The organism is Streptomyces sp. YIM 130001 (assembly GCF_003574445.1).
GTDB lineage: Bacteria > Actinomycetota > Actinomycetes > Streptomycetales > Streptomycetaceae > Streptomyces.
In genome coordinates this window covers 120,768-143,362 of record NZ_KZ984567.1, presented here as the reverse complement: position 1 = coordinate 143,362, position 22,595 = coordinate 120,768, and the positions used below count along the sequence as shown (strand labels likewise).

Genomic DNA, 22,595 nt, shown 5'->3' with positions numbered 1-22,595 from the left:
GCTCACTGGACGGTCCCACCTCGTGCGAGTGGCTTGCCGGATCAGGCTATGGCACTCAGTACCCTCTGTAAAGGTACGCAGTGCCAAAAGTGCGCTCGCGATGCTACGGTCCCGGCATGACTGAGGTGCGCAGGCGGCGCGGGAAGGGCATCGGGAAGGCGGGTGCGGAACCGGTGAAACCGCCCATGCGGGAGGCCCTCGCGCAGGCGGCGTTCGAGCTGTTCACGGAGCGCGGGTACGAGCAGACGACGGTCGACGACATCGTGGCGCGGGCGGGGGTGGGACGGCGTTCGTTCTTCCGCTACTTCCCGTCGAAGGAGGACGCGGTCTTCCCCGACCACGACCGCTGCCTGGACGACATGACCGAGTTCCTGAAGGCCAATCCGGGCGAAGACCCGGTGGCCGCCGTGTGCGACGCCGCACGCATCGTGCTGCGGATGTACACCGCCAACCCGGCGTTCTCGGTGCAGCGTTACCGCCTCACGCGAGAGGTTCCGGGACTCAGGACGTACGAACTCTCCGTGGTGCGCCGCTACGAGGCCGCCCTGGCCGGCTATCTGCGCCGGCGGTTCGCGGACCGTGCCGACGGTTCGCTGCGGGCCGAGGTGGTCGCCGCCGCGGTGGTCGCCGCGCACAACAACGGCCTCAGGTCCTGGCTGCGTTCGGGCGGCGAGGAGGACCCGGAGGCGGAGGTGGACCGCGCGCTGTCGTTCGTCCGGGACGTGTGGGCGGATGCGTCGCGCACCGAACGCGCGGCGCCGTCGGCGTCCGGAACGGGTGTGGTGCGCAAGGCTGTCGGGGGCGACGGGGACGGTGAGGTGATCGTGATGGTGGCGCCGCGCAACGCCCCGATGTGGAGGGTCATCCAGAGCATCGAGGCGACCCTGTCGGAGAACTGACTCCGCAAAGTGGCACCCGGTACCTTTACGTCCTGGCACTGAGTGCCATATGGTGCTGGCGGGCCGACGCACTGAGCGTCGCGCATCCGGGCCGAGTGCAGGGGAGTCGAGACGTGTCCCAGACGAAAGCCGGCGCCGCGCCGACGGCGCAGGACGAAGCCGGTCTCATCTTTCAGCGCTGTCGTTGGTGCGCAACCCCCTCGTTCCGGCGGCTGTTGTGCCCCGTGTGCGCGTCCAGCGACCTGGACGCCGAACGCAGCACGGGCGAAGGCGTGGTGGTCGAGTCGAACGTCGTGCACCGCTACACGTCCGTCGCGCGCAACGAGTCACTCGTCCGCTTCCCCGAGGGTTTTGTGTACCGGTGCCGTGTGATCGGTACCGAACCCCAACGCGTCTATGTGGGCGCCCGGGTGCGTCCCGCGACCGACGCCGACCCCGGTGCGGGCGAGGTGGTCGTCGAGATGTGCGAGGAGATCTGGGGCACGGTCTGACGTGACCGCCTGGCCGTGCGGGGAAAGTCCGCGGGGAACGTCAGCTGAGTTCCGCGGAGTGGCAGACCTGGCAGGTGATGCGGCGGGCGGGGTCTCGGCGCCCGGCGGCCCCCGTGCCGCTCACCTCGTGCACCTCGCTCGTGCCTTCGTGCAGATGCTGCCGGCAGACACCCGCGCCGCAGTAGGTGCACGTGGCGAGCGCCGGGGTGACGACGCCGGCGAGGTGACAGTCGTAGCAGTTCATGGGGCACTTCCTTCCGGGCAGGCCGACGGCGTCGGGCCGCGGGCCGTGCATACCGCTGGGCGGGTCCCCCGGCGAGCGAGAGATAAACGACTGCGGGCCGCACCGAAGCGTCCGCCGGCCACGGATGAGGTACGACACCTCGGGCGCCGAAGCCATCGTCGAGCGGCGTCCGGGGAGCGGCCGCAGCCGGCAGCCCGGCCCACGGAACGTCTTGTCCGGGCGGTGCAGGCCGACGGCCTCCGATGTCCGTCGCGGGGGACACGGTCCGGGGCATCGGTCGCACCTCACCTCGCGCACGGCGCACGGGGACGGGCACGGTCAGCCGGGGGACTCCTGCGGCTCCGGGGCCGTCGTCTCGGGCGCGGACTCGCCCCGGCGTCGCGTGCCGGCCTCGTCCGTGTCGGGTACGTCGTCGTTCGGGGTCTTGGGGTCGGGCTCCTCGGCGTCCGGCACGTCCCAGTGGTCCGGGCCGTCCGCCTCGGTGCCTGCCTGCTGGTCGGGCAGATCGTGGGGTACGGGCTCGGAACGATCGTCCGCGTTCCGCCCGCCTTCCCGCATCGACGGCATCGTCCATCTCCTTTCGTACGACTGCTCGGGGTGCCGAGGGACCGGAACGCCGGTACCCGTGCAGCAAGGAAGACCGGGGCGGCGGGCGCCGGTCCTGCGGCCGAGCGTCGAGGTCGGTCGGGTGCGTCAGCGGCGCTTCGTGCCGCGACGGGCGGACTTCGCCGCCTCCTCCGCGCTGCGTGCCGCCTCGCCCTCGTCGCGGCCCGCTTCCTTGAGGCCGTCGCGGCCGAGTGCCGCGCCGTCCGTCTTCTTCTTCGCAGCCTTGAGCCGGGCGAGCTTCGCCCGCAGGACCTCTGATTGGTTGGTCATGGCGGCCAGCGTTCCTCTCCAGCGAATCGGGGTGTTCCGGCCGGTGTGCCCAGGGGGGAGGGGGGCGGGCGGCGGCCGGGATCCTGGTGGTCGAACGGTCGGAGCAGTCAGTAGCCGAGCGCCCTGCGCAGCTCCTTCTTGTTCATCCCGGAGCGGCCCTCGATGTTCTTCTTCCGGGCCTCGGCGTACAGCTGGTCCTTGGTGGGGCCCTCGGCGCCGGAGTGGGAGCGCTGTCCGCCGCGTTCGGGCGCGGACTTGGGGTCCTTGGTGGAGGTCCGGCTGGCCGTGCGGGACTCGCCGGAGCGGGCACGTTCCTTGTTGACCGTCCGGGCCGCGATCTCCTTGGCCCGGCTCTTCGACGCCCCGTGCTCCTGCGCGCCCTCCCTGATGTGCTCGTACTGGCGCTCGCGCTTCGCGTTCGATCCGGCAGGCATGTCGGCGGGCTCCTTCCCCTCGGTGACGGACGCCCGTGCACGACGGTGCGGCCTTCGTACGCGCCCCGGGTACCCCTCATCCGCGGCACCAATCGGAGCCGGACGGTCACACAGAGCGCTCCTGCCCGCGCGCCAGTGCCCGAGGATCTCGGCGCCGAAGCGTTCCTCGACCAGTGAGGTCGCCTCGATGCCGAACCCGACGTCGTCCTCCAGCCACGGCTCGTCCGCCAGGAGGCCCTCGACCACCTGGTGGCGCACCACCTGTTCGTGCACCGCGTCGGCCTCGACGTGTTCGGTGTAGAACCGCACGGCGGCCGCTCCGGCACCGACCCTTCGCAGCGCAGCGGCGAGTCGGCGCGAAGCGGGCGAGGAGGTCGTCTCCACGTGGGCGAAGTGGCCGACGAGGGCGCCGCGCAGAGACCGGTGCAGGCCGAACAGGGACATCAGGTTGACGCTCGCGAGCATGGCGGCCGAGGCACGGTCCACGTAATAGCCGTAACGGGAGTCGAGATCCAGGTCGTCCATCAGGTCCGCGAACAGCCGCGCGTGGATCCCGTCGGCCCGGCCCGCCCCGAATTCGTCGAACTCGACGGCCACCATGGCCGCCTTGGCCGTACCGGTGAGGCGGGGGATGACCCATGCGTGCGGGTCCGCCTCCTTGAGGTGGTACAGCGAGCGCAGGGCCGCGTACTCCCGGAGCTGGTCGAGCGTCCCCGCATGGGCGAGATGGTGGCCGAGTCCCGGAGGTTCCCGGCGGTCGGGCGCTGCCACCAGGCCGTCGAGCGCGTCTGCCGTGGGCGTGCCGGGTACGGACTCGCGCAGTGCTGCCAGGTAACGGTTCTCGAGGGAGCGGCGCAGGCGCAACAGGCCGGGATTCCACTCGAGTTCGTCGTCGACACCGGCGAATCCGCGGTAGTGCAGTTCGTACAGCAGGTAAAGGGCCAGCTGCAGGTCCTCGCCCCAGGGGTCCGCGACAGCCACCGTCTCTTCGGCCGCGTCCCGAAGCTCGCTCGAGGTGCGCAGGGCGTGGTGGACCGCGTGCGAGAGCGGGCCGCGTGACGAGGGCAGCGCAGGATCCTCGCGCGGACGGCCGTCGCGTGACGGTGCGTGTGTCAGAGCATCGGCCATCGCTCAGTTCGCCTCTGTCCCGTTCTCCTCGACCGGGGATTCCTGCGCGCCGATCCGCGTGGTTCCCGGGCGGCGCAGGTGGCGGTGGGTCGTGTCGCACCACGGGTACGTCGCGCTGTGGCGACAGGTGCAGACGGCCACCATGAACCGGTCGGAGACGACGGTCCCTCCGTCCGGCAGGCAGAACTCCACCGGCCCCTCGACCAGCAGAGGACCGTCCGGCTCGGCCCATACGCGGCGCGCGGCGCGGGCCGCCGGCGCCTGGTCCTTCGGCGGTTCTCGGTCGGTCCGATTCTTCGGCTCACGGTCGTCGGGCACGGATCACCACCAGTTCCTCGTCGGCCGGCGCCGCGTTCAGGGAGCCGGTGGGCAGCAGGCCACGCGCTTCGAGCCAGTCGCGGCGTGAACGCAGTACCGGCCCCAGCGGGATGCGCTCGCAGTCGGTCACCTCGGCAGTCAGCCCGGATCTCCGCAGTTGCGTGAGCGAGCGCTGCGGCTCGCAGAGCGCCGAGTGGACGAGAAGGAGTACGCCACCGGGTGCGAGGGCCTCGGGCGCCGTCGCGCAGACCCGGTCGAGCACGGCCCGCCCGTCCTGGCCGGCGTCCCAGGCGAGCGCGCGGCTGTGCTTCGACGGCGGACGGCCCATGGACGGTACGTAGGGCGGGTTGCAGACGACCATTTCGTAGCGCTCGCCGCGTACCGCGGAGAGCAGGTCGCCGCGCCGCACCCGCACGTGCTGCCGCGCCAGGCGGGCGTTGATCCGCGTCGCCAGGACGGCACGCCAGGCGAGGTCCACCGCTGTCACCTCGGCGCCCAGGCGGGCGGCACCCAGGGCGAGGGCTCCGCTGCCGGAGCCGAGGTCGAGCAACCGCACACCGTCGAGTGCTCCCTCGTGCTCGACCGCCTTGAGGAGCAGACGGGTGTCGTGCTGCGGCGCGTACACGCCGGGCAGGCGGACCAGGCGAGGGCCCGTCCCTGCGCGCACCTCCCGTACCGACATCGGCTGGTTCCTTCCGTCGAAGGGGCGGCAACCGGCCGCAGAGTGACGTGCTCGTACTGTCGGGGCTCGTGCCGTGAGGTCGCCAGGGGAGTTGCGGTGCGGCGGGGGTGCAGCGGGGGTGCAGCGGGGGTGCTGCGGGGCTCATGTGCCGTGGTTGCCGCCGGATCCGCCGCTCTTGCGGTGCCGTCCGGCGTGGGGGCGTCCGCCCGGAGCGCCGTGCCCCCTCATCTCGTGGGGCGAGAGGCGTTCGCCGTCCGCGCCGAAGTCGTCCGCGGCAGGCTCCTCAGGGAGTTCGGCCGCGGCTCCGTTCTTCGGCGGCCGCGGCTGCTCGCCCGGGTTCGGCGGCCGTGGTTCGCGCCTGCGGATGCGGATCCCGAGCCAGACAGCCCAGACCAGGGCGGCCGCCACCACCAAGCCGATCAGGAGGAACGGAACGAATCCGAGCGACGGGTCGTCCGCCGCGCGCAGCAGCGGCGCGGCGGCATGCGTGACGTCAGGTGCGTCGTAGGCAGTCATGGCGCCCGAGTACCCCTCTTCGGCGTCTTCGATCCTGCAGCCCGGCCGCCGCCGCTCACTCGTCCGGTCATGCCTCGGCCGGCGACGGTTCGGCTTCTCCCAGCGCCTCGGCGCGCACCCGGCTGCAGGACCGCGAGATCAGACGGGAGACGTGCATCTGCGAGATGCCCAGTTCTTCCGCGATACGGCTCTGTGTCATGTCCTCGAAGAACCGCAGATACAGCACCCGCTTCTCTCGCAGCGGCAGATGCCGGAGCCCTTCCCTCGCAGCCTGGCGGTCCGAGACGAGCTCGATACGCGCATCGAGGGAGCCCAGGGTGTCGGCGATACGGAACCCTTCGCTCGACTCGGCGTCAAGGGAGAGGGAGCGGTAGCTGGCGAGCGCCTCCAGGCCCTCCCGGACTTCCTTCTCGGAACGCCCGGTGTGGGCGGCGAGCTCCTCGACCGTGGGCTCGTGGCTCCCCGGGGTCAGCATCAGTTCGCGGCGGGCACGGCGCATCGTGTTGCGCAGTTCCTGCACACGCCGCGGCACCCGTACGTCCCAGGTGTGGTCCCGGAAGTGCCGGCGCAGCTCGCCGGTGATGGTGGGGACCGCGTAGCTGATGAACGGGCCGCGCCGGGGGTCGTAGCGGCGTACCGCCTTCACCAGGCCGATGGCCGCGACCTGGCGCAGGTCGTCCATGTTCTCGCCGCGGTCGCGGAACTTGCCGGCGATGCGATGGGCCACGGGAAGCCAGTCGCACACCAACTGCTCATGGAGCCGGTCTCGTTCGGATCCACCGCCGAGCGCTGCGGCCTGCTGGAAGGCTGCCGACGTCTCGGGGGTGTCGTCATGGGTGCGTCGCACCCGTACTGCTGGGGTCTCGACGGACATCGGCGAGTCACTCCTCGGTCGTCACGTGCGGCCACGGCGGGTCCGACCGGACCGTGCCCTCGACGGCAGCGACCGGTGCCAAGGGCCCCGCTGCGTGGGTGCGCCTGTTGTCCGAAGCGCAAGCCTTGAACTTCTCCCTCCACTGTCCACGCATACCTCCCGGCGCGCAGCCCGGAGCGTCACGCCCGGTGACCGGTCGAACCCACAGTCACCCCAGCGCTTCCCGTCCAGGCCGCGGTCTCAGCCCGCGCCCTTCGCCCGCCGCAGACACTCCTCGGCGACAGAGCTGTCCAGCGCCGCGCGGACCAGCGCAGCGGCGAGCACACCGGTGCCGGTGTCGCCGGCAGCTCGCGCCAGCGCGGACACCTCCGAGGGGAGACCGAGTCGTTCCGCCCCTTGCAGGGCTTTGGCATCGAGGTACGGGGCGTACTCCGGCCACACGTCCTGAACCTCCCGCAGGAAGATGTCCACGCCGGTCGGACCCAGCCCCGGAACCCGCCGCAATCGCTTCTTCACCTCGGAGACGTCTCCGTCCGCCTCCCCGCGCACCCTGCGCAGATCGCCGCCCCAGGAGTCGAGCAACAGCCGTGCACCGTCGCCGAGTTGTGTCGCGGTGCGCTCGTCGTAGCGCCGGTATCCGCCCTGGCCGAGGGCGTCGACCCGGTGCTGCCAGGTGGCATCGGCCATCCGCCGCGGGTCGCGCAGTCCGGCGTCGTACAAGGCCCGCGAGGTGGCGACCGCGATCGACGCCTGAATCCGGGCGCTCAGCAGGCAGGCGAGGACGAGCGTGCGGTACAGCGGCTGAGGGGTGTCGCCGGGCCGGATGCCGGCCTCACGCGCGTACGTCCGGCCGGCGACATCGAGCAGCGCCCGTACAACGGCTTCGGTGCCGGCCATGCTCCACCTCCACAGGCTCCGCGCCCCGAGTCACCCGGAACGGCGGGCGTCAAACGCCACGCGGCCCGCCGATGCATAGCCGCGTCCCGCCGGGAGACCCGTGGAGTGGTGCGGCGTCACGGCGCCGACCGCACGCGGAGCACGTACCGGAGGAGGACCAGGCATGCGAGCACTCACGTGGCAGGGCAAGCGGGACGTCCGCGTCGAGACCGTCCCCGACCCTCGTATCGAGGACCCGACCGACATCGTCGTACGCGTGACGTCGACGGGCATCTGCGGGTCCGACCTGCACCTCTACGAAGTCATGGGCCCCTTCATCGATCCGGGCGACATCCTGGGACACGAATCCATGGGCATCGTCCAGGAGGTGGGCCCCGCGGTCCGGGAACTGAAGCCCGGTGACCGGGTCGTCGTTCCGTTCAACATCTCCTGCGGTGCCTGCTACATGTGCGACCGCGGGCTCCACTCCCAGTGCGAGACCACCCAGGTCACCGAGCGTGGTTCCGGGGCGGCGCTGTTCGGCTACACCAAGCTGTACGGCCAAGTGCCTGGTGGGCAGGCCGAGTTCCTGCGGGTGCCGTTCGGCAACACGCTGCCGATCAAGGTCCCGGACACGGCGGCCGACGACCGGTACGTGTACCTCTCCGACGTACTGCCGACCGCCTGGCAGGCCGTCGAATACGCCGACATCCCGCCCGGCGGATCGGTGACCGTGCTCGGCCTCGGCCCGATCGGAGCGATGGCCGCCCGGATCGCCCTGCACCGAGGGGCGGAACTCGTGGTCGGCGTCGACCTGGTGCCCGAGCGCCTGAGCCGCTCCCACCACGACGGGGTGAAGTGCCTGGACCTGCGCCGCCACGGCAAGGACCTCGGCGACGCCATCCGCGACCTCACCGACGGCCGCGGCACCGACGCCGTGATCGACGCCGTCGGGATGGAGGCCCACGGAGCGTCGCTGGCCAAGGCCGCCCAGTGGGGTGTCGGCCTGCTGCCCGACGCCATGGCCGAGAAGCTGATGGAGCGCGCCGGCATCGACCGACTCGGCGCCCTGCACAGTGCGTTCGACATCGTCCGCCGCGGCGGCACGGTCTCCGTGTCCGGCGTGTACGGCGGCGCGCTCGACCCGATGCCACTGCTGACCATGTTCGACAAGCAGGTCCAGGTACGCATGGGGCAGGCCAACGTCAGGCGCTGGGTGGACGACCTGCTGCCGCTGCTCACCGACGAGGACCCGCTCGGTGTCGACGACTTCGCCACCCATCGCCTGCCCCTGGAGGATGCGCCGAAGGCCTACCAGATGTTCCAGGACAAGGAGGACGGAATGATCAAGACCCTTCTCAGGCCGTGAAGTTCCGGACGTCCGGGCCCGGGGGCCGTGTGGCCGTGTGCTCTGGCACGACCCTGCCCCGTGTCTCCCTGCCCCGTGTCTCCCTGCGCCGGACCAGCCGTCAGAAGCCTTGACAGGTCAGCCTCTTGACACGGACGGCCGCGCGACGGTCGCCTGGGAGCGCCGGTGCGGACCCGTGCCGGGCGGAGGCGATCCGGGCAGGGGGGACGTGTCGCAGTGTTACGGGTGCACTTCACGGCCGAGGACCTCGGGCGAGTACGGGTAGCCGCGGGACCGGACCATCTGTGGGAGCTCAGCAACAGCGTGCAGACGCTCCAACGCCGCGACGGCGAGGGTGTGTTCGGCCCCTGGCGGCGCTGGGTGCGGCCGCGCCTGCCGGCGAACTGCCGGGACTTGTCGCCGCTGCTGCCGCCGCACGGCAGCTCACCCGACTTCCTCACCCCCACCTGCGGTGACGGCGAGACCTTCCAGGCCGCGGTGGACACCCTCGTACGTACTCCGGAACCCCGTCTGCGCAAGGACCTCGAGCGGGTGGCCGCCGCGCGCCCGCTGCCGGGCTGGACGCAGGCGCTGGCGGGCGGTGACGGCAGCGCGCTGCTGCGCCTGGGGCAGGCACTGCGGGCGTACCACGAGGAAGCGGTGGCGCCGTTCTGGCCGCGGATCCACGCCCATATCGACGCCGACCGGATCGTGCGGCTGCGGGGTCTGCTGGACGGGGGTACCGAAGGACTCCTTGCGGGGCTCGGGCCCCGGTTCCGCTGGCGGCCGATGGTGCTCGAGGTCGACTACCCGGTCGACCAGGAGCTGCGGCTCGACGGTCGCGGACTCACCCTGCAGCCGTCGTTCTTCTGCTGGCCGACCGCCATCACGCTCGCCGACGACGCGCTGCCACCGGTCCTGGTGTATCCCATCGAGCACGACATGGAGTGGAACGTCCCGGCGGCTGACGGCCGCGGCGACGGGGGAGCGCTCGGCCAACTCCTCGGCCACACAAGGGCCCGCGTACTGCGGGCGGTACGCACCGGCGCCTCGACGGTGGCCCTGGCCCGGCTGCTCGGGGTGACCCACCCAGCCGTCAGCCAGCACATGAAGGTACTGCGAGGCGCGGGTCTGGTCGCCACGGTCCGCAAGGACGGGCGGTCGCTGCACGTGGCGACGGCGGAAGGCCGTGCCCTGATGCGCAGTTGTGAGCGGGGGCCGGTGGGTGAGACCCATGGGGGACGTCCGGAGGAGGGTCTCGGCGCGCCGATGCGGTCGACGCCGACTTCGCCGCAGCGCCGTAGCTAACCGCGGAGCTCCGGACCGGCCGCCGGTTCCGTAAGCCTGGACTTTCGGGGCTTGTGGGTGTCATGGCCATGCCGTGATGCTGGGCGTGCCGGCCCGGCACGCAAGGCCTCCGACGAGCGTGCTGCGTACGGCACTTGTGCGCCCCCGTTCCCCCCACAGTTCACGCCCTCCGCCCGCTCACCCACGTTCCGTGGAACTACGCGCGTCGACCCACGGTCCGGTGCCTACGTGCCCGGCCCCGCGATCGACGTGTGCACCCCGAGCCCGAACGGCGGACGGGCGAGGACGAACGACCTGGACAAGGAGATGACGCAGTGGCACGCACTGCCTTCACCCGCCCGGCGGCCGCAGCCGCCGTACTCGGCGTCGCCGGCGCCCTGTTCGCAGGACCCGGTCTGGCACAGGCCGCTCCACCTCAGGCCGCTCCACCGCAGACCGCCGAGGCCGAACAAGCAGCCCCCGGGCAGGGGTTGGAGACCTTCCAGAAGCGCCACGGACTGCCCGCGACCGGCAAGGTGGACGGGAGAACCGCATCCGCCCTGCACAGCGCCACCGACACCGAACTGCGCGGCACCTTCCGTACCGCTGCCGACCTCGGACCGGAGGAACTCGCCAACGCACGCACCGTCATCGGTGTCGGCAAGGGCGCCGGAATCTCCGAACAGGGTCAGGTCATCGCCCTCATGACGGCGATGCAGGAGTCGAAGTTCGTCAACTACCTGACCCCCGTGGACCACGACTCCCTGGGCATCTTCCAGCAGCGGCCCAGCACGGGGTGGGGGACCCCGGAACAGATCACCGACGTGCCGACCTCCTCCAAGTCGTTCTACGGAGTGGCCCCGTTCGGGAGCAACCCCGGGCTCATCCAGATCGCCGGCTGGGAGACCATGCCGCTCGGTGAGGTCTGCCAGGCGGTCCAGCGCTCCGCCTATCCGGACCGCTACGCGCAGTGGGAGCAGTTCGCCCGCGACCTGCTGGCCAGCGAAGGCCCGACCGTGCCGCCGATCCCCTGACCTGACCTGACCTGACCTGACCTGACCTGACCTGACTCGGCCTGACCCGACCTGACTCGATGTGCCCGCCTGTGGGTGCCCTTCGCGGACGCCCGCAGGCGGCACCTCGAACCGCTCCGGCGTGCCGCCCCGCTCCTCCGACCGCGTGACCGAACCGGACCCGCTGGGTCCCGACTCCTCGTCAGGAGCCCCTATGCGCAAGAGACTTCTCGCCTCCGCCGTGGCCGTCACCGCCGTCGGCGCACTCGTCAGCCCGGCAGCGGCAGCCCAAGCGGCACCCGCCGACCCGCACCCAGTATCCGTCCTCGACCACGGCTCCCAGTCCGGCACCGCGGTGGTCAGCGGCCAGAACGAACCCGGTACCCGACTGCAGATCGACGGTGTCCACACGGCGGACGCCCACACCCTGCCGGTCGACTACCAGGTCCAGGAGACCGGCTACTGGTGCGGCCCCGCCGCCACCCGTATCGCGCTCTCGGCACGCATCGCGCCGCCCAGCCAGACGGATCTGGCCGCGCAGCTCGGCACCACGGAGGCCGGCACCGACCACATCAGCCAGGTCACCGGCGTACTGAACGCGAACCTCGGCACCGGCTGGTACGAGACCAAGGAGATGCCCGACGATCCGCCGAGCGACGCTCAGAAGGACCTGCTCTGGAACGACATCGTCCAGGACATCGACAACAACTACCCACTGGTGACGAACATCGTCGCGCCTCCCGGTAACCAGCCGCCCGGTTACCCATCGGACCAGGCCATCTACCACTACTTCACCGTCATCGGCTACGACGACGCGAACCGCACCGTCCTCATCGCCGACCCCGCGTCCTTCGGCGGCAACCAGATCTACTGGCTGTCCTTCGACCAACTCGCCTCACTGATCCCGCCGAAGGGCTACGCCGCCTGACCGGTGCACCGCCTGACCGGCGGCGGGCGCCGGGGCAGGGGCGGGGACACCCCCGCCTCTGCCCGGTTCCTACCGTCGAGTCTCGGCGTTCGGCCAGACAGCGAGGGTGAACGATGCGTGCTGGGCGGGCACGACCTCGCGCAGCGTGACCAGTGCCGCGTGTCCCTCCTGAGTGAAGACGCAGATCTGCCGTCCGGGCTCGACGTCTTCGAGGGAGATGTCCTTGGCGAACGTCACTTGCTTGCGGCAGACCGTCAGCGAGCCCTCGCGCTGCGCGGCGAGCAGGGCCAGACGGTTGCCGTCTCGGGTGCGGAGCCGGTCGGAGTGGTAGCGGACATCGATCTCGTCCTTGTTCCATGCACCCGAACGGGACGACTCGAGAGGGGACTTGTCGAGATTGACGTGCCAGCCCTCTGGGAGCCGCACGGTGCCGCGCTGCGCCGGCTCGGGGTCCGGCGGGGGAGTGGTCGGGTCGTTCGTACGGTCCTCGCCCGCCGTGGGACTCGGCGTCGGGCGATCGTTGGACCCGGCCGCGCGGTCGGATCCGTCGTCCGAGTCGCCGGACTCCACCACGTATCCGCCTCCGGCCGCGAGCAGCACCGCCGCGCACGCGGCGGCGATCAGCCAGGGCCTGCGTCGCCGGGTTGGCCGGGCCGTGCCTGAAGCCGGAGCCGGAGGTGAGCTGCCGACCACCGGCCCGGCAGCCACGTCCCCCGCGGCTCCGCCCCCCGCGGCCTGGACCGACCGCGGCCCTGATTCCCGCGCCTGGCGTGCGCCTTGCTCTCCGTCGAGTTCCTTGTCGAATCCGGCCCGCCCCTGCTCCGCCCGGTCGGCGCCCCGAGACTGCGGAGCGGCCCCTGTCTCCCCCTGCCGAAGCGAGGCCGGAAACGCGGCAGTGAGAGACGCCGGCAGCCACTGCCCGGGCCGGCCCAGTTGCGTAGCCACGTCCACCGTCGCTCGGCAGGCGGCCATGATGTCGGTGGGCGCCGGGCGTTGGGCCGGATCCTTGTGCAGGCACCGCGCCACCAGGTCGTGCAGTGGAGCCGGCACCTGCGCGATATCCGGTGTCTCGTGCACGACCCGGTAGAGCACGGCCTGGACACTGCCGTCGCCGAAGGCCGGAGCACCGGTGACCGCGAAGGCCGCGATCTGGCCCAGCGCGAAGACGTCGCTCGCCGGCCCGACGTCTCCCGCCCCGGTGGCCTGCTCCGGGGACATGTATGCCGGAGTCCCGACGACGTATCCGCCCTCGGTCAACGCCGTCGCCTCGGTGGCGCGGGCGATGCCGAAGTCGATCACGCGCGGGCCGTCGGCCGCGAGCAGCACATTGGACGGCTTCAGATCACGGTGCACGATGCCCGCCGCATGGACGGACTGCAGCGCTTCCGCGACGCCCGCGAGGAGCAGCAGCACGGTGTCCGCCGGCAGCGCCCCGCACCGTGCGACCGCCTCGGACAGCGACGGCCCGGGGACGTAGGCGGTGGCCAGCCAAGGGCTCGCTGCCTCCGGATCGCTGTCGATCACCGGCGCGGTGAACAACCCGTGCACCCGCTCGGCCGCCCGCACCTCCTGCCGGAACCGGCGCCGGAATCCCTCGTCGTCGGCCAGCTCACGCCGTACGACCTTCACGGCGACGGCCCGGCCCCCGGGTGTGTGCGCAAGATAGACCCGGCCCATGCCACCGCTGCCGATGCGGGCCCGCAGCCGGTATCCGGAGACCTCGGCGGGGTCGTCGTGCGTGAGTGGCTGAAGGCATGTGCCTTCCGCCTCGTACCCGGTCATCGCCGTACCCCCGTGCCCCGCCGTCCGAACGCGGCGAACGCTACCGAATCCGCCGTACGCGGCGCGAACGCCCAGCTCGGACCACCACCACGGTGCTGTACCGCCCGCAGACGATCCACTCGCGCGTGCCAGAGTGGGGGCGCACCCACCGCGAGCCGGAAGGAACGAACGACACCATGCGCGTCACCGTGGCCCCGACCCGGGCGGAGCACTGCCGATGAGCAGCATCGAGGAGCCCATCCTGCTGCACACCCGCGGACGGGCCGCCCACATCGTCCTCAACCGTCCCCGCGCGCTGAACGCCCTGAATCACGCCATGGTGCGCAGCATCGACGAGGCCCTCACCGCCTGGGAGCACGACCCGGCCGTGGAGACCGTCGTGATCACCGGTGCCGGAGAGCGCGGTCTGTGCGCGGGCGGTGACATCCGTGCCGTGCACGACGACGCGCGTGACAGCGACGGAGCTCGATCCGCGCTGTTCTGGCGCGACGAGTACCACCTCAACGCGCGCATCGCCCGTTACACCAAGCCGTACGTGGCCGTCATGGACGGCTTCGTGATGGGCGGAGGCGTCGGCATCTCCGCGCACGGCAGCGTCCGTCTGGTGACCGAGCGGTCCCGGGTCGCCATGCCGGAGACGGGGATCGGCTTCGTCCCGGACGTGGGCGGTACGTATCTACTGGCGCGGGCGCCGGGCGAGATGGGCACCCACCTGGCCCTGACGGGGGCTCAGGTCGGCCCAGGAGACGCCTTGTCGGGTGGACTCGCCGACCACTTCCTGCCGTCGGACGCGATCGAGGCCTTCGTCGCCGACCTGGAGACCAGTCCGGCCGCCGAGGCCGTCAAGCGGCACACACGTCCTGCCCCGCGAGCTGAACTGGCCGGCCACCGCGAGTGGATCGACGACTGCTACGCGGCCGACACCGTCGAGGAGATCCTGCGGCGCCTGCTCGCGCACGGCGACCCGGCGGCGAAGGAAGCCGCGGTGACCCTGCACGCCAAGTCGCCCACCTCCCTGAAGGTCACCCTGACCGCGGTACGCCGGGCCCGGGAACTGGGTTCACTCGAGGCCGTGCTCGACCAGGAGTACCGCGTCTCGTGTGCGGCGCTCGCCCACCCCGACCTCGTCGAGGGCGTACGCGCGCAGATCATCGACAAGGACCGCAACCCCCGATGGACGCCCGCCGACCTCTCCGCGGTCACCGACGCGGACGTAGCGCGGTTCTTCGTTCCTCTCGGTGATCGTGATCTGGGCCTCAACGGCCCCCGGGCGCGCGGGGTTTGACGGGATGCTCGGTGCGGTGCCGCTCATGCGGCGCCGCACCGCGCCGGGCCGGGTATCGGGACCGGGTCAGGAGTCTTTGAAGGCTTCCAGGATGCGTTCCGCGGCCAGTGTGGCCGTCAACTCGCCGTCCCGTACCTGCCGTTCGAGACCCGGAGTGAGCCGGCGGACCGTCGGGTCGGACTGCAGCCGGCCGAGTAGTTCGTCCCGCACCATGGCCCAGGTCCAGTCGACCTGCTGGTCCCGGCGGCGGGCGGCGAGCCGTCCCGTCGAGTCGAGCAGTGACCGGTGCTGTTCAAGGCGGTCGCGGACCTCCTCGAGTCCCGCCCCCTCGCGGGCGCTGCAACTGAGCACGGGCGGCGTCCAGAAGGCGTCCTTGCCGTGCATCAGGCGCAGCGCGCCGGACAGTTCACGGGCGGCGCCGCGTGCCTCGCGCTCGTGCGGGCCGTCCGCCTTGTTGACGGCGATGACGTCCGCGAGTTCGAGGACGCCCTTTTTGATTCCCTGCAGCTGATCGCCGGTGCGGGCGAGCGTCAGGAGCAGGAACGAGTCGACCATGTTCGCCACGGTCGTCTCGGACTGACCCACGCCCACCGTCTCCACGAGCACCACGTCGTAACCGGCCGCCTCCATCACCACGATGGACTCCCGGGTCGCCTTGGCGACCCCGCCGAGCGTGCCGGCGGTGGGGGAGGGGCGCACGAAGGCGGCAGGGTCGACCGCGAGCCGTTCCATACGGGTCTTGTCGCCGAGGATCGACCCACCCGTGCGGCTCGAGGACGGGTCCACGGCGAGCACCGCCACCCGGTGTCCGAGCCCGGTCAGCAACGTGCCGAAGGCGTCGATGAACGTCGACTTGCCCACCCCCGGCACACCGCTGATGCCGATCCGTCGCGCCGCACCGCTGTGCGGCAGCAGTCGGGTCAGCAACTCCTGTGCCAGTACGCGGTGTTGCAGCCGGGTGGACTCGACGAGGGTGATCGCCCGGGAGACGATCGCGCGCTTCCCGTCGAGTACACCCTTGACGTACGTGTCGAGGTCGATGGCCATCGGTCACCGGCTCACAGGTCGTCGTGGCCGAGGTCGGCCCCGAGCCGTGCCACGAGGTCGCGGGCCGCGTCCGGGATGACGGTGCCGGGCGGGAAGACGGCCGCCGCGCCCATCTCGAGGAGTGTGTCCACGTCCTGGGGCGGGATCACTCCGCCGACCACGACCATGATGTCGTCGCGGCCCTCCTCGGCCAGTGCCTCGCGCAGTGCGGGTACCAGGGTGAGGTGTCCGGCGGCGAGTGACGACACTCCGACGATGTGTACGTCGGCCTCGACCGCCTGCCGGGCCACCTCGCCGGGCGTCTGGAAGAGCGGGCCGACGTCGACGTCGAAACCGAGGTCGGCGAAGGCGGTGGCGATGACCTTCTGGCCCCGGTCGTGCCCGTCCTGGCCCATCTTGGCGACCAGGATGCGCGGGCGGCGGCCCTCGGCCTCGGCGAAGGCGTCGACCACGGCGCGGGTGCGGTCCAGGGAGGAGGACTCGCCTGCTTCGTTGCGGTACACACCGGAGATCGTACGGATCTGTCCCGCGTGGCGGCCGTAGACCTTCTCCAGGGCGTAACTGATCTCGCCGACCGTGGCCTTGGCCCGGGCCGCACGCACGGCGAGGTCGAGGAGGTTGCCGGTCGACTCGTCGGCTGCCCGGGTCAGGGCCTCGAGGGCGTCCTGGCAGGCGGTGTCGTCGCGCTCCTCACGCAGTCGCCGCAGCTTCTCGATCTGCTGGGTGCGCACGGAGGAGTTGTCGACCTTGAGGACGTCGATCTCCTCGTCGGTGTCCACCCGGTACTTGTTGACGCCGATCACCGGCTGCCGGCCCGAGTCGATACGGGCCTGGGTGCGGGCGGCGGCCTCCTCGACGCGGAGCTTGGGGATGCCTGCGTCGATGGCCTGGGCCATGCCACCGGCCTGCTCGACTTCCTGGATGTGCTGCCAGGCGCGGCGTGCGAGGTCGTAGGTGAGCTTCTCGACGTAGGCGCTGCCGCCCCACGGGTCGATGACCCGGGTGGTGCCCGACTCCTGCTGGATGAGGAGTTGGGTGTTGCGGGCGATGCGGGCCGAGAAGTCGGTGGGCAGGGCGAGTGCCTCGTCGAGGGCGTTGGTGTGCAGTGACTGGGTGTGGCCCTGGGTGGCTGCCATTGCCTCCACGCAGGTGCGTGTCACGTTGTTGAAGACGTCCTGCGCGGTCAGGGACCAGCCCGAGGTCTGAGAATGGGTGCGCAGGGAAAGGGACTTGGCGTTCTTCGGCTCGAACTGCCCGACCAGTTTGGCCCACAGGAGCCGGGCGGCGCGCAGCTTGGCGACCTCCATGAAGAAGTTCATGCCGATCGCCCAGAAGAAGGAGAGCCGCGGCGCGAACGCGTCCACGTCCAGGCCCGCCTCCCGGCCCGCCCGGATGTACTCCACCCCGTCGGCGAGTGTGTAGGCCAGCTCCAAGTCGGCTGTGGCACCGGCCTCTTGGATGTGGTACCCGGAGATGGAGATGGAGTTGTACCGGGGCATCCGCTCGGAGGTGTAGGCGAAGATGTCGGAGATAATCCGCATCGACGGCTTCGGCGGATAGATGTAGGTGTTGCGGACCATGAACTCCTTGAGGATGTCGTTCTGGATGGTCCCGGCCAACTTCTCGGGTGATACGCCCTGTTCCTCGGCGGCCACGATGTAGAGGGCGAGTACGGGCAGGACGGCGCCGTTCATCGTCATCGACACGGACATCTTGTCGAGGGGGATGCCGTCGAAGAGCTGCCGCATGTCGTAGATCGAGTCGATCGCCACTCCGGCCATGCCGACGTCACCCGTCACGCGGGGGTGGTCGCTGTCGTAGCCGCGGTGCGTGGGCAGGTCGAAGGCGACGGACAGGCCCTTCTGGCCGGACGCCAGATTGCGCCGGTAGAAGGCGTTGGACTCCTCGGCGGTGGAGAAGCCGGCGTACTGGCGGATCGTCCAGGGCTGGTTGACGTACATCGACGGGTACGGGCCGCGCAGATACGGTGCGATACCCGGGTAGGTGTCGAGGAAGTCGAGGCCCTCCAGGTCCTGGCCGGTGTAGAGCGGCTTGACCGTGATGCCCTCGGGCGTCTCCCAGAGCAGATCGTCCCCGCCTGCGGCCTTCTTGACCGCCGCACGCCACTCGTCGGTGCCCGGGTCAGCGGCAGGGGTACCCAGATCGATCGCGGAGAAGTCGGGGATGGACATCAGGACACTCCCATGCGGTCGAGCGTGGCGGTGAGCACGGCGACGACGTCGCAGCCGGCGAAGACCTGGGTGTCGACGCCGTCGTACGACCCCCGCCCGGCGAGGAACACATGCCGCGCGCCGGAATCGCGCAGGGTGCGCACCGTGTCTGCGGCCTGCTCCTCGTAGACCGCGTCGCTGGAGCACAGGCAGGCCTCCGGCGCCCCGCTCTGCGTGAACGTGCCGTCGGTGACCGGCTCGATTCCACCCGCCTGGAAGAGGTTGGCGGCGAAGGTGAGCCGCGCCGTGTGTGCGGCTGCCGGGCCGAGGGCGGCCAGATACACCCGGGGCCGGGCGCCGGTCGCCGCGAGATGTGCGTCCGAGCGTTCGCGCAGCGACTCGAACGCCTCGTCACGATGGACCCGCGGGAGACCACCGGGGGGCGGCTCCGGCGCGGGCTCCCGTACGACCGGCTTCTCGGCCAGCTGCGGGAACTCACTGACACCGGTGACCGGTTCACGCCGCTTGGCGAGCTTCGCACTGCGCGCGGCCCAGGTGCCGGCGATCCGCTCACGCACCAGACCTGACGCGAGCGCAGCGGCCTGGCCGCCCGCCCGCTCGATCTCCTGGAAGAACTCCCAGCCCGCACGGGCGAGTTCGTCCGTAAGTCGCTCCACGTACCAGGAGCCGCCCGCAGGGTCGACGACCCGGGACAGATGCGACTCCTCGATCAGAATCGTCGACGTGTTGCGCGCGATCCGCCGCGCGAACGCGTCCGGCCGGCCGATCGCATGATCGAAGGGCAGCACGGTCACCGCGTCCGCACCGCCCACCCCGGCGGCCAATGTGGCGACGGTGCCGCGCAGCATGTTCACCCACGGATCACGACGCGTCATCATCACCGTCGACGTCACCGCATGCTGGCGCTGCGCACCCGCGGCCGGCGCCCCGCACACCTCAGCCACCCGCGCCCACAACCGCCGCGCCGCGCGCAGCTTGGCCACGGTCAGGAACTGGTCGGCGGTCGCCGCGTAACGGAACTCCAGCTGGCCACAAGCCTGTTCGGCACTCAGGCCGTGCCCGGTCAGGTCCCGGAGATAGGCCACCGCGGTCGCCAGCGAGCAGCCCAGCTCCTCGGCGGCCGAGCCACCCGCCTCGTGATACGGCAGCGCATCGACCGTCAGCGCCCGCACACCCGGGTACCGCTCGCTGCACTCCAGGGCCAGAGCGGCCACCGGAGCGGAGTCGTACGTTCCGCCGGTGCGGGCCTCGTGGCCGAGCGGGTCGGCGCCCAGGCTGCCGCGTGCCGCGCCGGGGGAGACGCCCCGCTCTTCGTAGAGCCGCAGCAACTGGCGCCCGGCCGGCCCGGTCTCGTCCGCCGCGTCCAGGACGATCGGCGCGAGGTCGAGGTAGACGCCGTCGAGTACCCGCCCGAGCGCGTCGACCGGGATGCCCCGGGCGCCGACCGTGAGCCACAGGGAGGTGACGCCGTTCTCCAGGTCGGCGAGGACGGCGTCGTTGTCCGCCACCGAGTGCTGCTGGCGCACGTCCCAGCCGCCCAGGGCGTTGCCCTCGGGCCGGCCGCCGCGTACGAAGGGGGTGAAGCCCGGCAGCCCGGGACTGGGTGCGGCGTCTTGCGCCGTGTACAGGGGCAGGGTGTGCAGCCCGTCATCCAGCGGTGTGGAGAGGGCTTGCTCCGCCTCGGCCTCGTCGACTTCCTTGCCCGACTTGCGCAGCACACCGAGCACGAGGTGCCGCCACTGTTCACGTGTCGCGTCAGGGAATTCGGTCGCCAAGGAGAGGTCGTCGTCTGGCAGGACCGTCATGCTCGGATGGTAGGCCAAGGCGGCAGATGTGCAGGTCCTGACCGGCTGTGACCTTCTTCTCGCCCGGTGGGGGATGCAATTCCCCCAGCGAGTGGGTACGGGAAGGGACTTCGCCGCTCTTGCGTACCGCCGGTGCCGCCGACCACCGCATCGGCCCGGGTGCCGTCGATGGAATGATGTGCCGCGACCAGGGGGTGTCAGTCACCCCCGGGCGACTGCGGTCCGAGGAAGCCGGTGTGAATCCGGCGCGGTCCCGCCACTGTGATCGGCGAGCGACTTCCGATCGGCCAGTGCCCGTGCGGCTGTACGGGTGGCAGAGCCGGGACGAGCGAAGAACCGAGAGCCAGGAGACTCACGCAGTCGCCACCTCGACCAGCACCGGGGCGGATTTCCCCGGACGGAGGAACGCGATGCGTACGACACCTGGCCCCGAACGGACCGGACCGGCGACCAGCAGCGGGACGGACACCGGAGGGGCTCGGAGCCCGGCACCGTGCCGGGTCGTGGTCTGCCGGGACTGCTGCTGCGGCACGGCGAAGGTGCCGGGCGTCGACCACCGGGCGCAGACCGAGCGGCTACGGGCCGAGGCTCCGGTCCGTATTTCCGAATGCCTGGACGTCTGCGAGCAGGCGAATGTGGTCGTCGTACAGCCGTCCTCCGCAGGACGGGCCGCGGGCGGCAGGCCGGTGTGGCTCGGGCTGGTCAACGACACCGACGCGACCGAGGACATCATCGGCTGGGTGCGTGCCGGCGGCCCGGGAGTGGCTCCGCTGCCGGACATCCTGGAGCTGTACACGATCGCGCCACCTCGGCGCGCGTCGGCCTGACGCACGTCCGCCCGAGTGCTCCTCCGGAACGAGGTGGACGCCGGGCACGCCGAAGGCGCCGCGGAAGGACGGATCCGCGGCGCCTCGCTTGCGGCAGGGGTGTCAGTGCGTCAGTTGCCCGCCTGCAGTGCCTTCCAGGTGGCGTCGCCTGCCACACCGTCCACGGTCAGCCCGTGGCTCTTCTGGTAGCTGCGCAACGCGGTGTCCGTCTTGGCGCCGAACGTGCCGTCGATGCCGACGGTGGAGCCCAGCGCCGCGGTCAGCGCCCGCTGCAGCCGCGTCACCGCATCGCCCGAACTGCCCTTGCTGACCTTGCTCTTGGAGCCCGCGGCCAGGAGCGCGGTCCAGGTCTTGGCGCCCACGACGCCATCGGCCTCGAGCCCGATGTCCTTCTGGAACGCCTTCACCGCGGCCAGCGTCGACGTGCCGAAGTCGCCGTCCGCCGCCCCGGCCTCGTACCCGTGCGTGCTGAGCAGCGACTGCACGGCCTTGACCTGCGCACCGGTCGAGCCGCTGCGCTGCTTCTCGTACGAGGTGAAGCTCAGGCCGTCGCTCGGGGTGCCGCCGCCGGAGTCACCGCCGACGAGCTCCATGTAGTACTCCCAGTTCCAGTGCGGACCCGGGTCGGTGTGATCGTTGCCCGGCACCTCGACGTGGCCGACGATGTGCTCGCGGTCCTTCGGGATGCCGTACTTGTCGCACAGGTGCTTGGTGAGCGCCGCGGACGACCGGTACATCGAGTCGGTGAACCAGCTCGGGTCGTCGACGTAGCCCTCGTGCTCGATGCCGAGCGCCGAGGCGTTCGCGCTGCGGGCGTGCCACGCGGTGTCGGCGTCGCGCACCATCTGGGTGACCTCGCCGTCCGAGGACCGGACCACATAGTGCGAGCTGGTCTCCGCCTCCGGGTTCTGGAACCAGCTCACCGTGCCCGCGTACGAGCCCTGGGTCACGTGGACGACGACCTGACTGATCGTGGCCGAACGGCCGGACGCGTAGTTGCTGGTCGAGGCCGGGACCCAGAGCGCGGGCGGGTAGTCCTCGCTCTTCGTGCCCATGTCGGCCTCGGCGAGTGCGCCTCGCGCGGGCGACACCTTGCGGCCGTCGACCGCGATCTCCTCGCCGTCGACGGTGGTGGTCAGGCCTTCGGCCAGGAAGTCGTAGACGGCGTCCGCGTAGAGCTTCGCGGAGGCGCCCTCGGTGTTGCCGTAGCGGGCGACGGCCGGGTACCAGGCGTTGATGTCGCCACGCTCGGACCGGTCGAGGCCGAGTGCGTCGGCGTGCGCGCGCAGGACCGCCGCGCCGCCCTCGATGTTCGCCGCGGTGTCGCGGCGCAGCTCGGTGGTGCTGCGGCCGGTGATCTCGGCGGCCTGCTGCAGCGAGTGGTGGGTGGGGTTGTCCACGAGATGCATGACGCCGTAACCGCGGGCTTGGCTCGGGCGGCCGTCGTGACCGTCCAGGTGGGTCTCGCCGTAGCCGAGCGCGGTCAGCAGGTCCCGCGGGACGCCGTAGTCCTCGGCGGCCTGCTCGAAGGCCTGGTTCATGGGTTCGTCGGCCTGCTCGGGCGCTGCGGAGGCCTGCAGTCCGGTGACCGAGAGCGTGGTCACGACGACCGTGGCCAGCACCGAAGTGCGGACTCGGGCCGCCGACGGGGTGCGCTTGAGCATGGTGGCTCCTGATCCGTGGGGGGAGAGGAGCGGCCAACGGTATCCGCGATGTTCCGGACATGACAGATACGCAAAGTAC

Annotated in this window: 21 protein-coding genes, 1 pseudogene and 1 riboswitch; of the genes and pseudogenes, 8 read left to right on the top strand and 14 right to left on the bottom strand. The window is 71.3% G+C overall.

Going from position 1 to position 22,595, the window contains the following annotated elements; translation table 11 throughout:
- Positions 1–185 precede the first annotated feature (185 nt).
- Entirely contained in the window at positions 186–899 is a 714-nt protein-coding gene (locus DSC45_RS30020; RefSeq protein WP_119295144.1) for a TetR family transcriptional regulator, read from the top strand.
- A gap of 113 nt (positions 900–1,012) precedes the next feature.
- Positions 1,013–1,390: a Zn-ribbon domain-containing OB-fold protein gene (locus DSC45_RS30015; protein ID WP_119295133.1), complete on the top strand. Its 378-nt coding sequence runs from the start codon at positions 1,013–1,015 to the stop codon at positions 1,388–1,390.
- Between the two features lie 40 nt (positions 1,391–1,430).
- On the opposite strand, the gene DSC45_RS30010 is transcribed toward DSC45_RS30015, so the two are convergent.
- The 9 genes and pseudogenes from DSC45_RS30010 to DSC45_RS29970 form a co-directional block, all read right to left on the bottom strand.
- Positions 1,431–1,634 carry a DUF2180 family protein gene (locus DSC45_RS30010; RefSeq protein ID WP_119295132.1) on the bottom strand — a complete coding sequence of 68 codons (204 nt, stop codon included), beginning with the start codon at positions 1,632–1,634 and terminating at the stop codon, positions 1,431–1,433.
- A 318-nt stretch (positions 1,635–1,952) separates the two neighbouring features.
- A complete protein-coding gene (locus DSC45_RS30005) occupies positions 1,953–2,201 on the bottom strand; it encodes a hypothetical protein (protein ID WP_119295131.1) in 249 nt (82 codons plus the stop codon).
- A gap of 126 nt (positions 2,202–2,327) precedes the next feature.
- Entirely contained in the window at positions 2,328–2,510 is a 183-nt protein-coding gene (locus tag DSC45_RS30000) for a hypothetical protein (protein ID WP_119295130.1), read from the bottom strand.
- A gap of 545 nt (positions 2,511–3,055) precedes the next feature.
- A pseudogene (locus DSC45_RS29995) lies at positions 3,056–4,072 on the bottom strand (iron-containing redox enzyme family protein); the annotation flags it as partial.
- A 3-nt stretch (positions 4,073–4,075) separates the two neighbouring features.
- Complete coding sequence (locus DSC45_RS29990; RefSeq protein WP_119295129.1) at positions 4,076–4,390, bottom strand: CDGSH iron-sulfur domain-containing protein; 315 nt, start codon at positions 4,388–4,390, stop codon at positions 4,076–4,078.
- Positions 4,374–5,072, bottom strand: coding sequence for a HemK2/MTQ2 family protein methyltransferase (locus tag DSC45_RS29985; RefSeq protein ID WP_119295128.1), 699 nt, complete (start codon positions 5,070–5,072; stop codon positions 4,374–4,376). The genes DSC45_RS29990 and DSC45_RS29985 overlap by 17 nt, the downstream gene beginning before the upstream one ends.
- Positions 5,073–5,213: 141 nt before the next feature.
- On the bottom strand, positions 5,214–5,588 hold the full coding sequence (locus DSC45_RS29980; protein WP_119295127.1) for a DUF6479 family protein: 375 nt from the start codon (positions 5,586–5,588) through the stop codon (positions 5,214–5,216).
- Between the two features lie 67 nt (positions 5,589–5,655).
- Positions 5,656–6,462, bottom strand: coding sequence for a SigB/SigF/SigG family RNA polymerase sigma factor (locus DSC45_RS29975; protein WP_119295126.1), 807 nt, complete (start codon positions 6,460–6,462; stop codon positions 5,656–5,658).
- Between the two features lie 240 nt (positions 6,463–6,702).
- A complete protein-coding gene (locus tag DSC45_RS29970; RefSeq protein ID WP_119295125.1) occupies positions 6,703–7,359 on the bottom strand; it encodes an endonuclease in 657 nt (218 codons plus the stop codon).
- Between the two features lie 163 nt (positions 7,360–7,522).
- On the opposite strand from DSC45_RS29970, the gene DSC45_RS29965 reads away from it, so the two are divergent.
- The 4 genes from DSC45_RS29965 (at position 7,523) to DSC45_RS29950 (ending at position 11,914) form a co-directional block, all read left to right on the top strand.
- Entirely contained in the window at positions 7,523–8,707 is a 1,185-nt protein-coding gene (locus DSC45_RS29965) for a zinc-dependent alcohol dehydrogenase (protein WP_119295124.1), read from the top strand.
- A 216-nt stretch (positions 8,708–8,923) separates the two neighbouring features.
- A complete protein-coding gene (locus DSC45_RS29960; protein WP_119295123.1) occupies positions 8,924–9,994 on the top strand; it encodes an ArsR/SmtB family transcription factor in 1,071 nt (356 codons plus the stop codon).
- 314 nt (positions 9,995–10,308) lie between these two features.
- The gene (locus tag DSC45_RS29955; RefSeq protein ID WP_119295122.1) at positions 10,309–11,007 is read left to right on the top strand and encodes a peptidoglycan-binding domain-containing protein; all 699 of its coding nucleotides are present in this window, start codon (positions 10,309–10,311) and stop codon (positions 11,005–11,007) included.
- A gap of 193 nt (positions 11,008–11,200) precedes the next feature.
- A complete protein-coding gene (locus tag DSC45_RS29950) occupies positions 11,201–11,914 on the top strand; it encodes a C39 family peptidase (RefSeq protein ID WP_119295121.1) in 714 nt (237 codons plus the stop codon).
- A 69-nt stretch (positions 11,915–11,983) separates the two neighbouring features.
- Here DSC45_RS29950 and DSC45_RS29945 read toward each other — a convergent pair whose 3' ends face one another.
- A complete protein-coding gene (locus tag DSC45_RS29945) occupies positions 11,984–13,696 on the bottom strand; it encodes a serine/threonine-protein kinase (protein ID WP_119295120.1) in 1,713 nt (570 codons plus the stop codon).
- Positions 13,697–13,913: 217 nt separating this feature from the next.
- On the opposite strand from DSC45_RS29945, the gene DSC45_RS29940 reads away from it, so the two are divergent.
- Positions 13,914–14,981: an enoyl-CoA hydratase/isomerase family protein gene (locus DSC45_RS29940; protein ID WP_119295119.1), complete on the top strand. Its 1,068-nt coding sequence runs from the start codon at positions 13,914–13,916 to the stop codon at positions 14,979–14,981.
- 66 nt (positions 14,982–15,047) lie between these two features.
- Here the strand turns inward: DSC45_RS29940 and meaB are convergent, their stop codons facing one another.
- From meaB to DSC45_RS29925, 3 genes are read right to left on the bottom strand one after another with little or no spacing between them, the layout of a single operon-like run.
- Positions 15,048–16,028 (bottom strand): methylmalonyl Co-A mutase-associated GTPase MeaB, encoded by a 981-nt coding sequence (gene meaB / locus DSC45_RS29935; protein WP_119295118.1) that lies wholly within the window; start codon positions 16,026–16,028, stop codon positions 15,048–15,050.
- A gap of 11 nt (positions 16,029–16,039) precedes the next feature.
- Positions 16,040–18,220 (bottom strand): methylmalonyl-CoA mutase, encoded by a 2,181-nt coding sequence (gene scpA, locus DSC45_RS29930; RefSeq protein WP_119295117.1) that lies wholly within the window; start codon positions 18,218–18,220, stop codon positions 16,040–16,042.
- On the bottom strand, positions 18,220–20,025 hold the full coding sequence (locus DSC45_RS29925) for a methylmalonyl-CoA mutase subunit beta (RefSeq protein WP_119295116.1): 1,806 nt from the start codon (positions 20,023–20,025) through the stop codon (positions 18,220–18,222). The genes scpA and DSC45_RS29925 overlap by 1 nt, the downstream gene beginning before the upstream one ends.
- 224 nt (positions 20,026–20,249) lie before the next feature.
- Positions 20,250–20,379, top strand: a riboswitch (cobalamin riboswitch).
- A gap of 56 nt (positions 20,380–20,435) precedes the next feature.
- Here DSC45_RS29925 and DSC45_RS29920 point away from each other — a divergent pair.
- Entirely contained in the window at positions 20,436–20,852 is a 417-nt protein-coding gene (locus DSC45_RS29920; RefSeq protein WP_240434924.1) for a (2Fe-2S) ferredoxin domain-containing protein, read from the top strand.
- Between the two features lie 110 nt (positions 20,853–20,962).
- Here DSC45_RS29920 and DSC45_RS29915 read toward each other — a convergent pair whose 3' ends face one another.
- The gene (locus DSC45_RS29915) at positions 20,963–22,516 is read right to left on the bottom strand and encodes a peptidoglycan-binding protein (protein WP_119295114.1); all 1,554 of its coding nucleotides are present in this window, start codon (positions 22,514–22,516) and stop codon (positions 20,963–20,965) included.
- Positions 22,517–22,595 lie beyond the last annotated feature (79 nt).

What these genes read in the sequence shown, in the direction of transcription:
- DSC45_RS29985 (WP_119295128.1), bottom strand. Translation starts at nt 5,072, where the DNA reads ATGTCGGTACGGGAGGTGCGCGCAGGGACGGGCCCTCGCCTGGTCCGC.
- DSC45_RS29980 (WP_119295127.1), bottom strand. Translation starts at nt 5,588, where the DNA reads ATGACTGCCTACGACGCACCTGACGTCACGCATGCCGCCGCGCCGCTG.
- DSC45_RS29940 (WP_119295119.1), top strand. Translation starts at nt 13,914, where the DNA reads ATGAGCAGCATCGAGGAGCCCATCCTGCTGCACACCCGCGGACGGGCC.
- scpA (WP_119295117.1), bottom strand. Translation starts at nt 18,220, where the DNA reads ATGTCCATCCCCGACTTCTCCGCGATCGATCTGGGTACCCCTGCCGCT.
- DSC45_RS29945 (WP_119295120.1), bottom strand. Translation starts at nt 13,696, where the DNA reads ATGACCGGGTACGAGGCGGAAGGCACATGCCTTCAGCCACTCACGCAC.
- DSC45_RS30005 (WP_119295131.1), bottom strand. Translation starts at nt 2,201, where the DNA reads ATGCCGTCGATGCGGGAAGGCGGGCGGAACGCGGACGATCGTTCCGAG.
- meaB (WP_119295118.1), bottom strand. Translation starts at nt 16,028, where the DNA reads ATGGCCATCGACCTCGACACGTACGTCAAGGGTGTACTCGACGGGAAG.
- DSC45_RS29915 (WP_119295114.1), bottom strand. Translation starts at nt 22,516, where the DNA reads ATGCTCAAGCGCACCCCGTCGGCGGCCCGAGTCCGCACTTCGGTGCTG.
- DSC45_RS29965 (WP_119295124.1), top strand. Translation starts at nt 7,523, where the DNA reads ATGCGAGCACTCACGTGGCAGGGCAAGCGGGACGTCCGCGTCGAGACC.
- DSC45_RS30000 (WP_119295130.1), bottom strand. Translation starts at nt 2,510, where the DNA reads ATGACCAACCAATCAGAGGTCCTGCGGGCGAAGCTCGCCCGGCTCAAG.
- DSC45_RS30010 (WP_119295132.1), bottom strand. Translation starts at nt 1,634, where the DNA reads ATGAACTGCTACGACTGTCACCTCGCCGGCGTCGTCACCCCGGCGCTC.
- DSC45_RS29975 (WP_119295126.1), bottom strand. Translation starts at nt 6,462, where the DNA reads ATGTCCGTCGAGACCCCAGCAGTACGGGTGCGACGCACCCATGACGAC.
- DSC45_RS30020 (WP_119295144.1), top strand. Translation starts at nt 186, where the DNA reads ATGCGGGAGGCCCTCGCGCAGGCGGCGTTCGAGCTGTTCACGGAGCGC.
- DSC45_RS29925 (WP_119295116.1), bottom strand. Translation starts at nt 20,025, where the DNA reads ATGACGGTCCTGCCAGACGACGACCTCTCCTTGGCGACCGAATTCCCT.
- DSC45_RS29970 (WP_119295125.1), bottom strand. Translation starts at nt 7,359, where the DNA reads ATGGCCGGCACCGAAGCCGTTGTACGGGCGCTGCTCGATGTCGCCGGC.
- DSC45_RS29920 (WP_240434924.1), top strand. Translation starts at nt 20,436, where the DNA reads ATGCGTACGACACCTGGCCCCGAACGGACCGGACCGGCGACCAGCAGC.
- DSC45_RS29950 (WP_119295121.1), top strand. Translation starts at nt 11,201, where the DNA reads ATGCGCAAGAGACTTCTCGCCTCCGCCGTGGCCGTCACCGCCGTCGGC.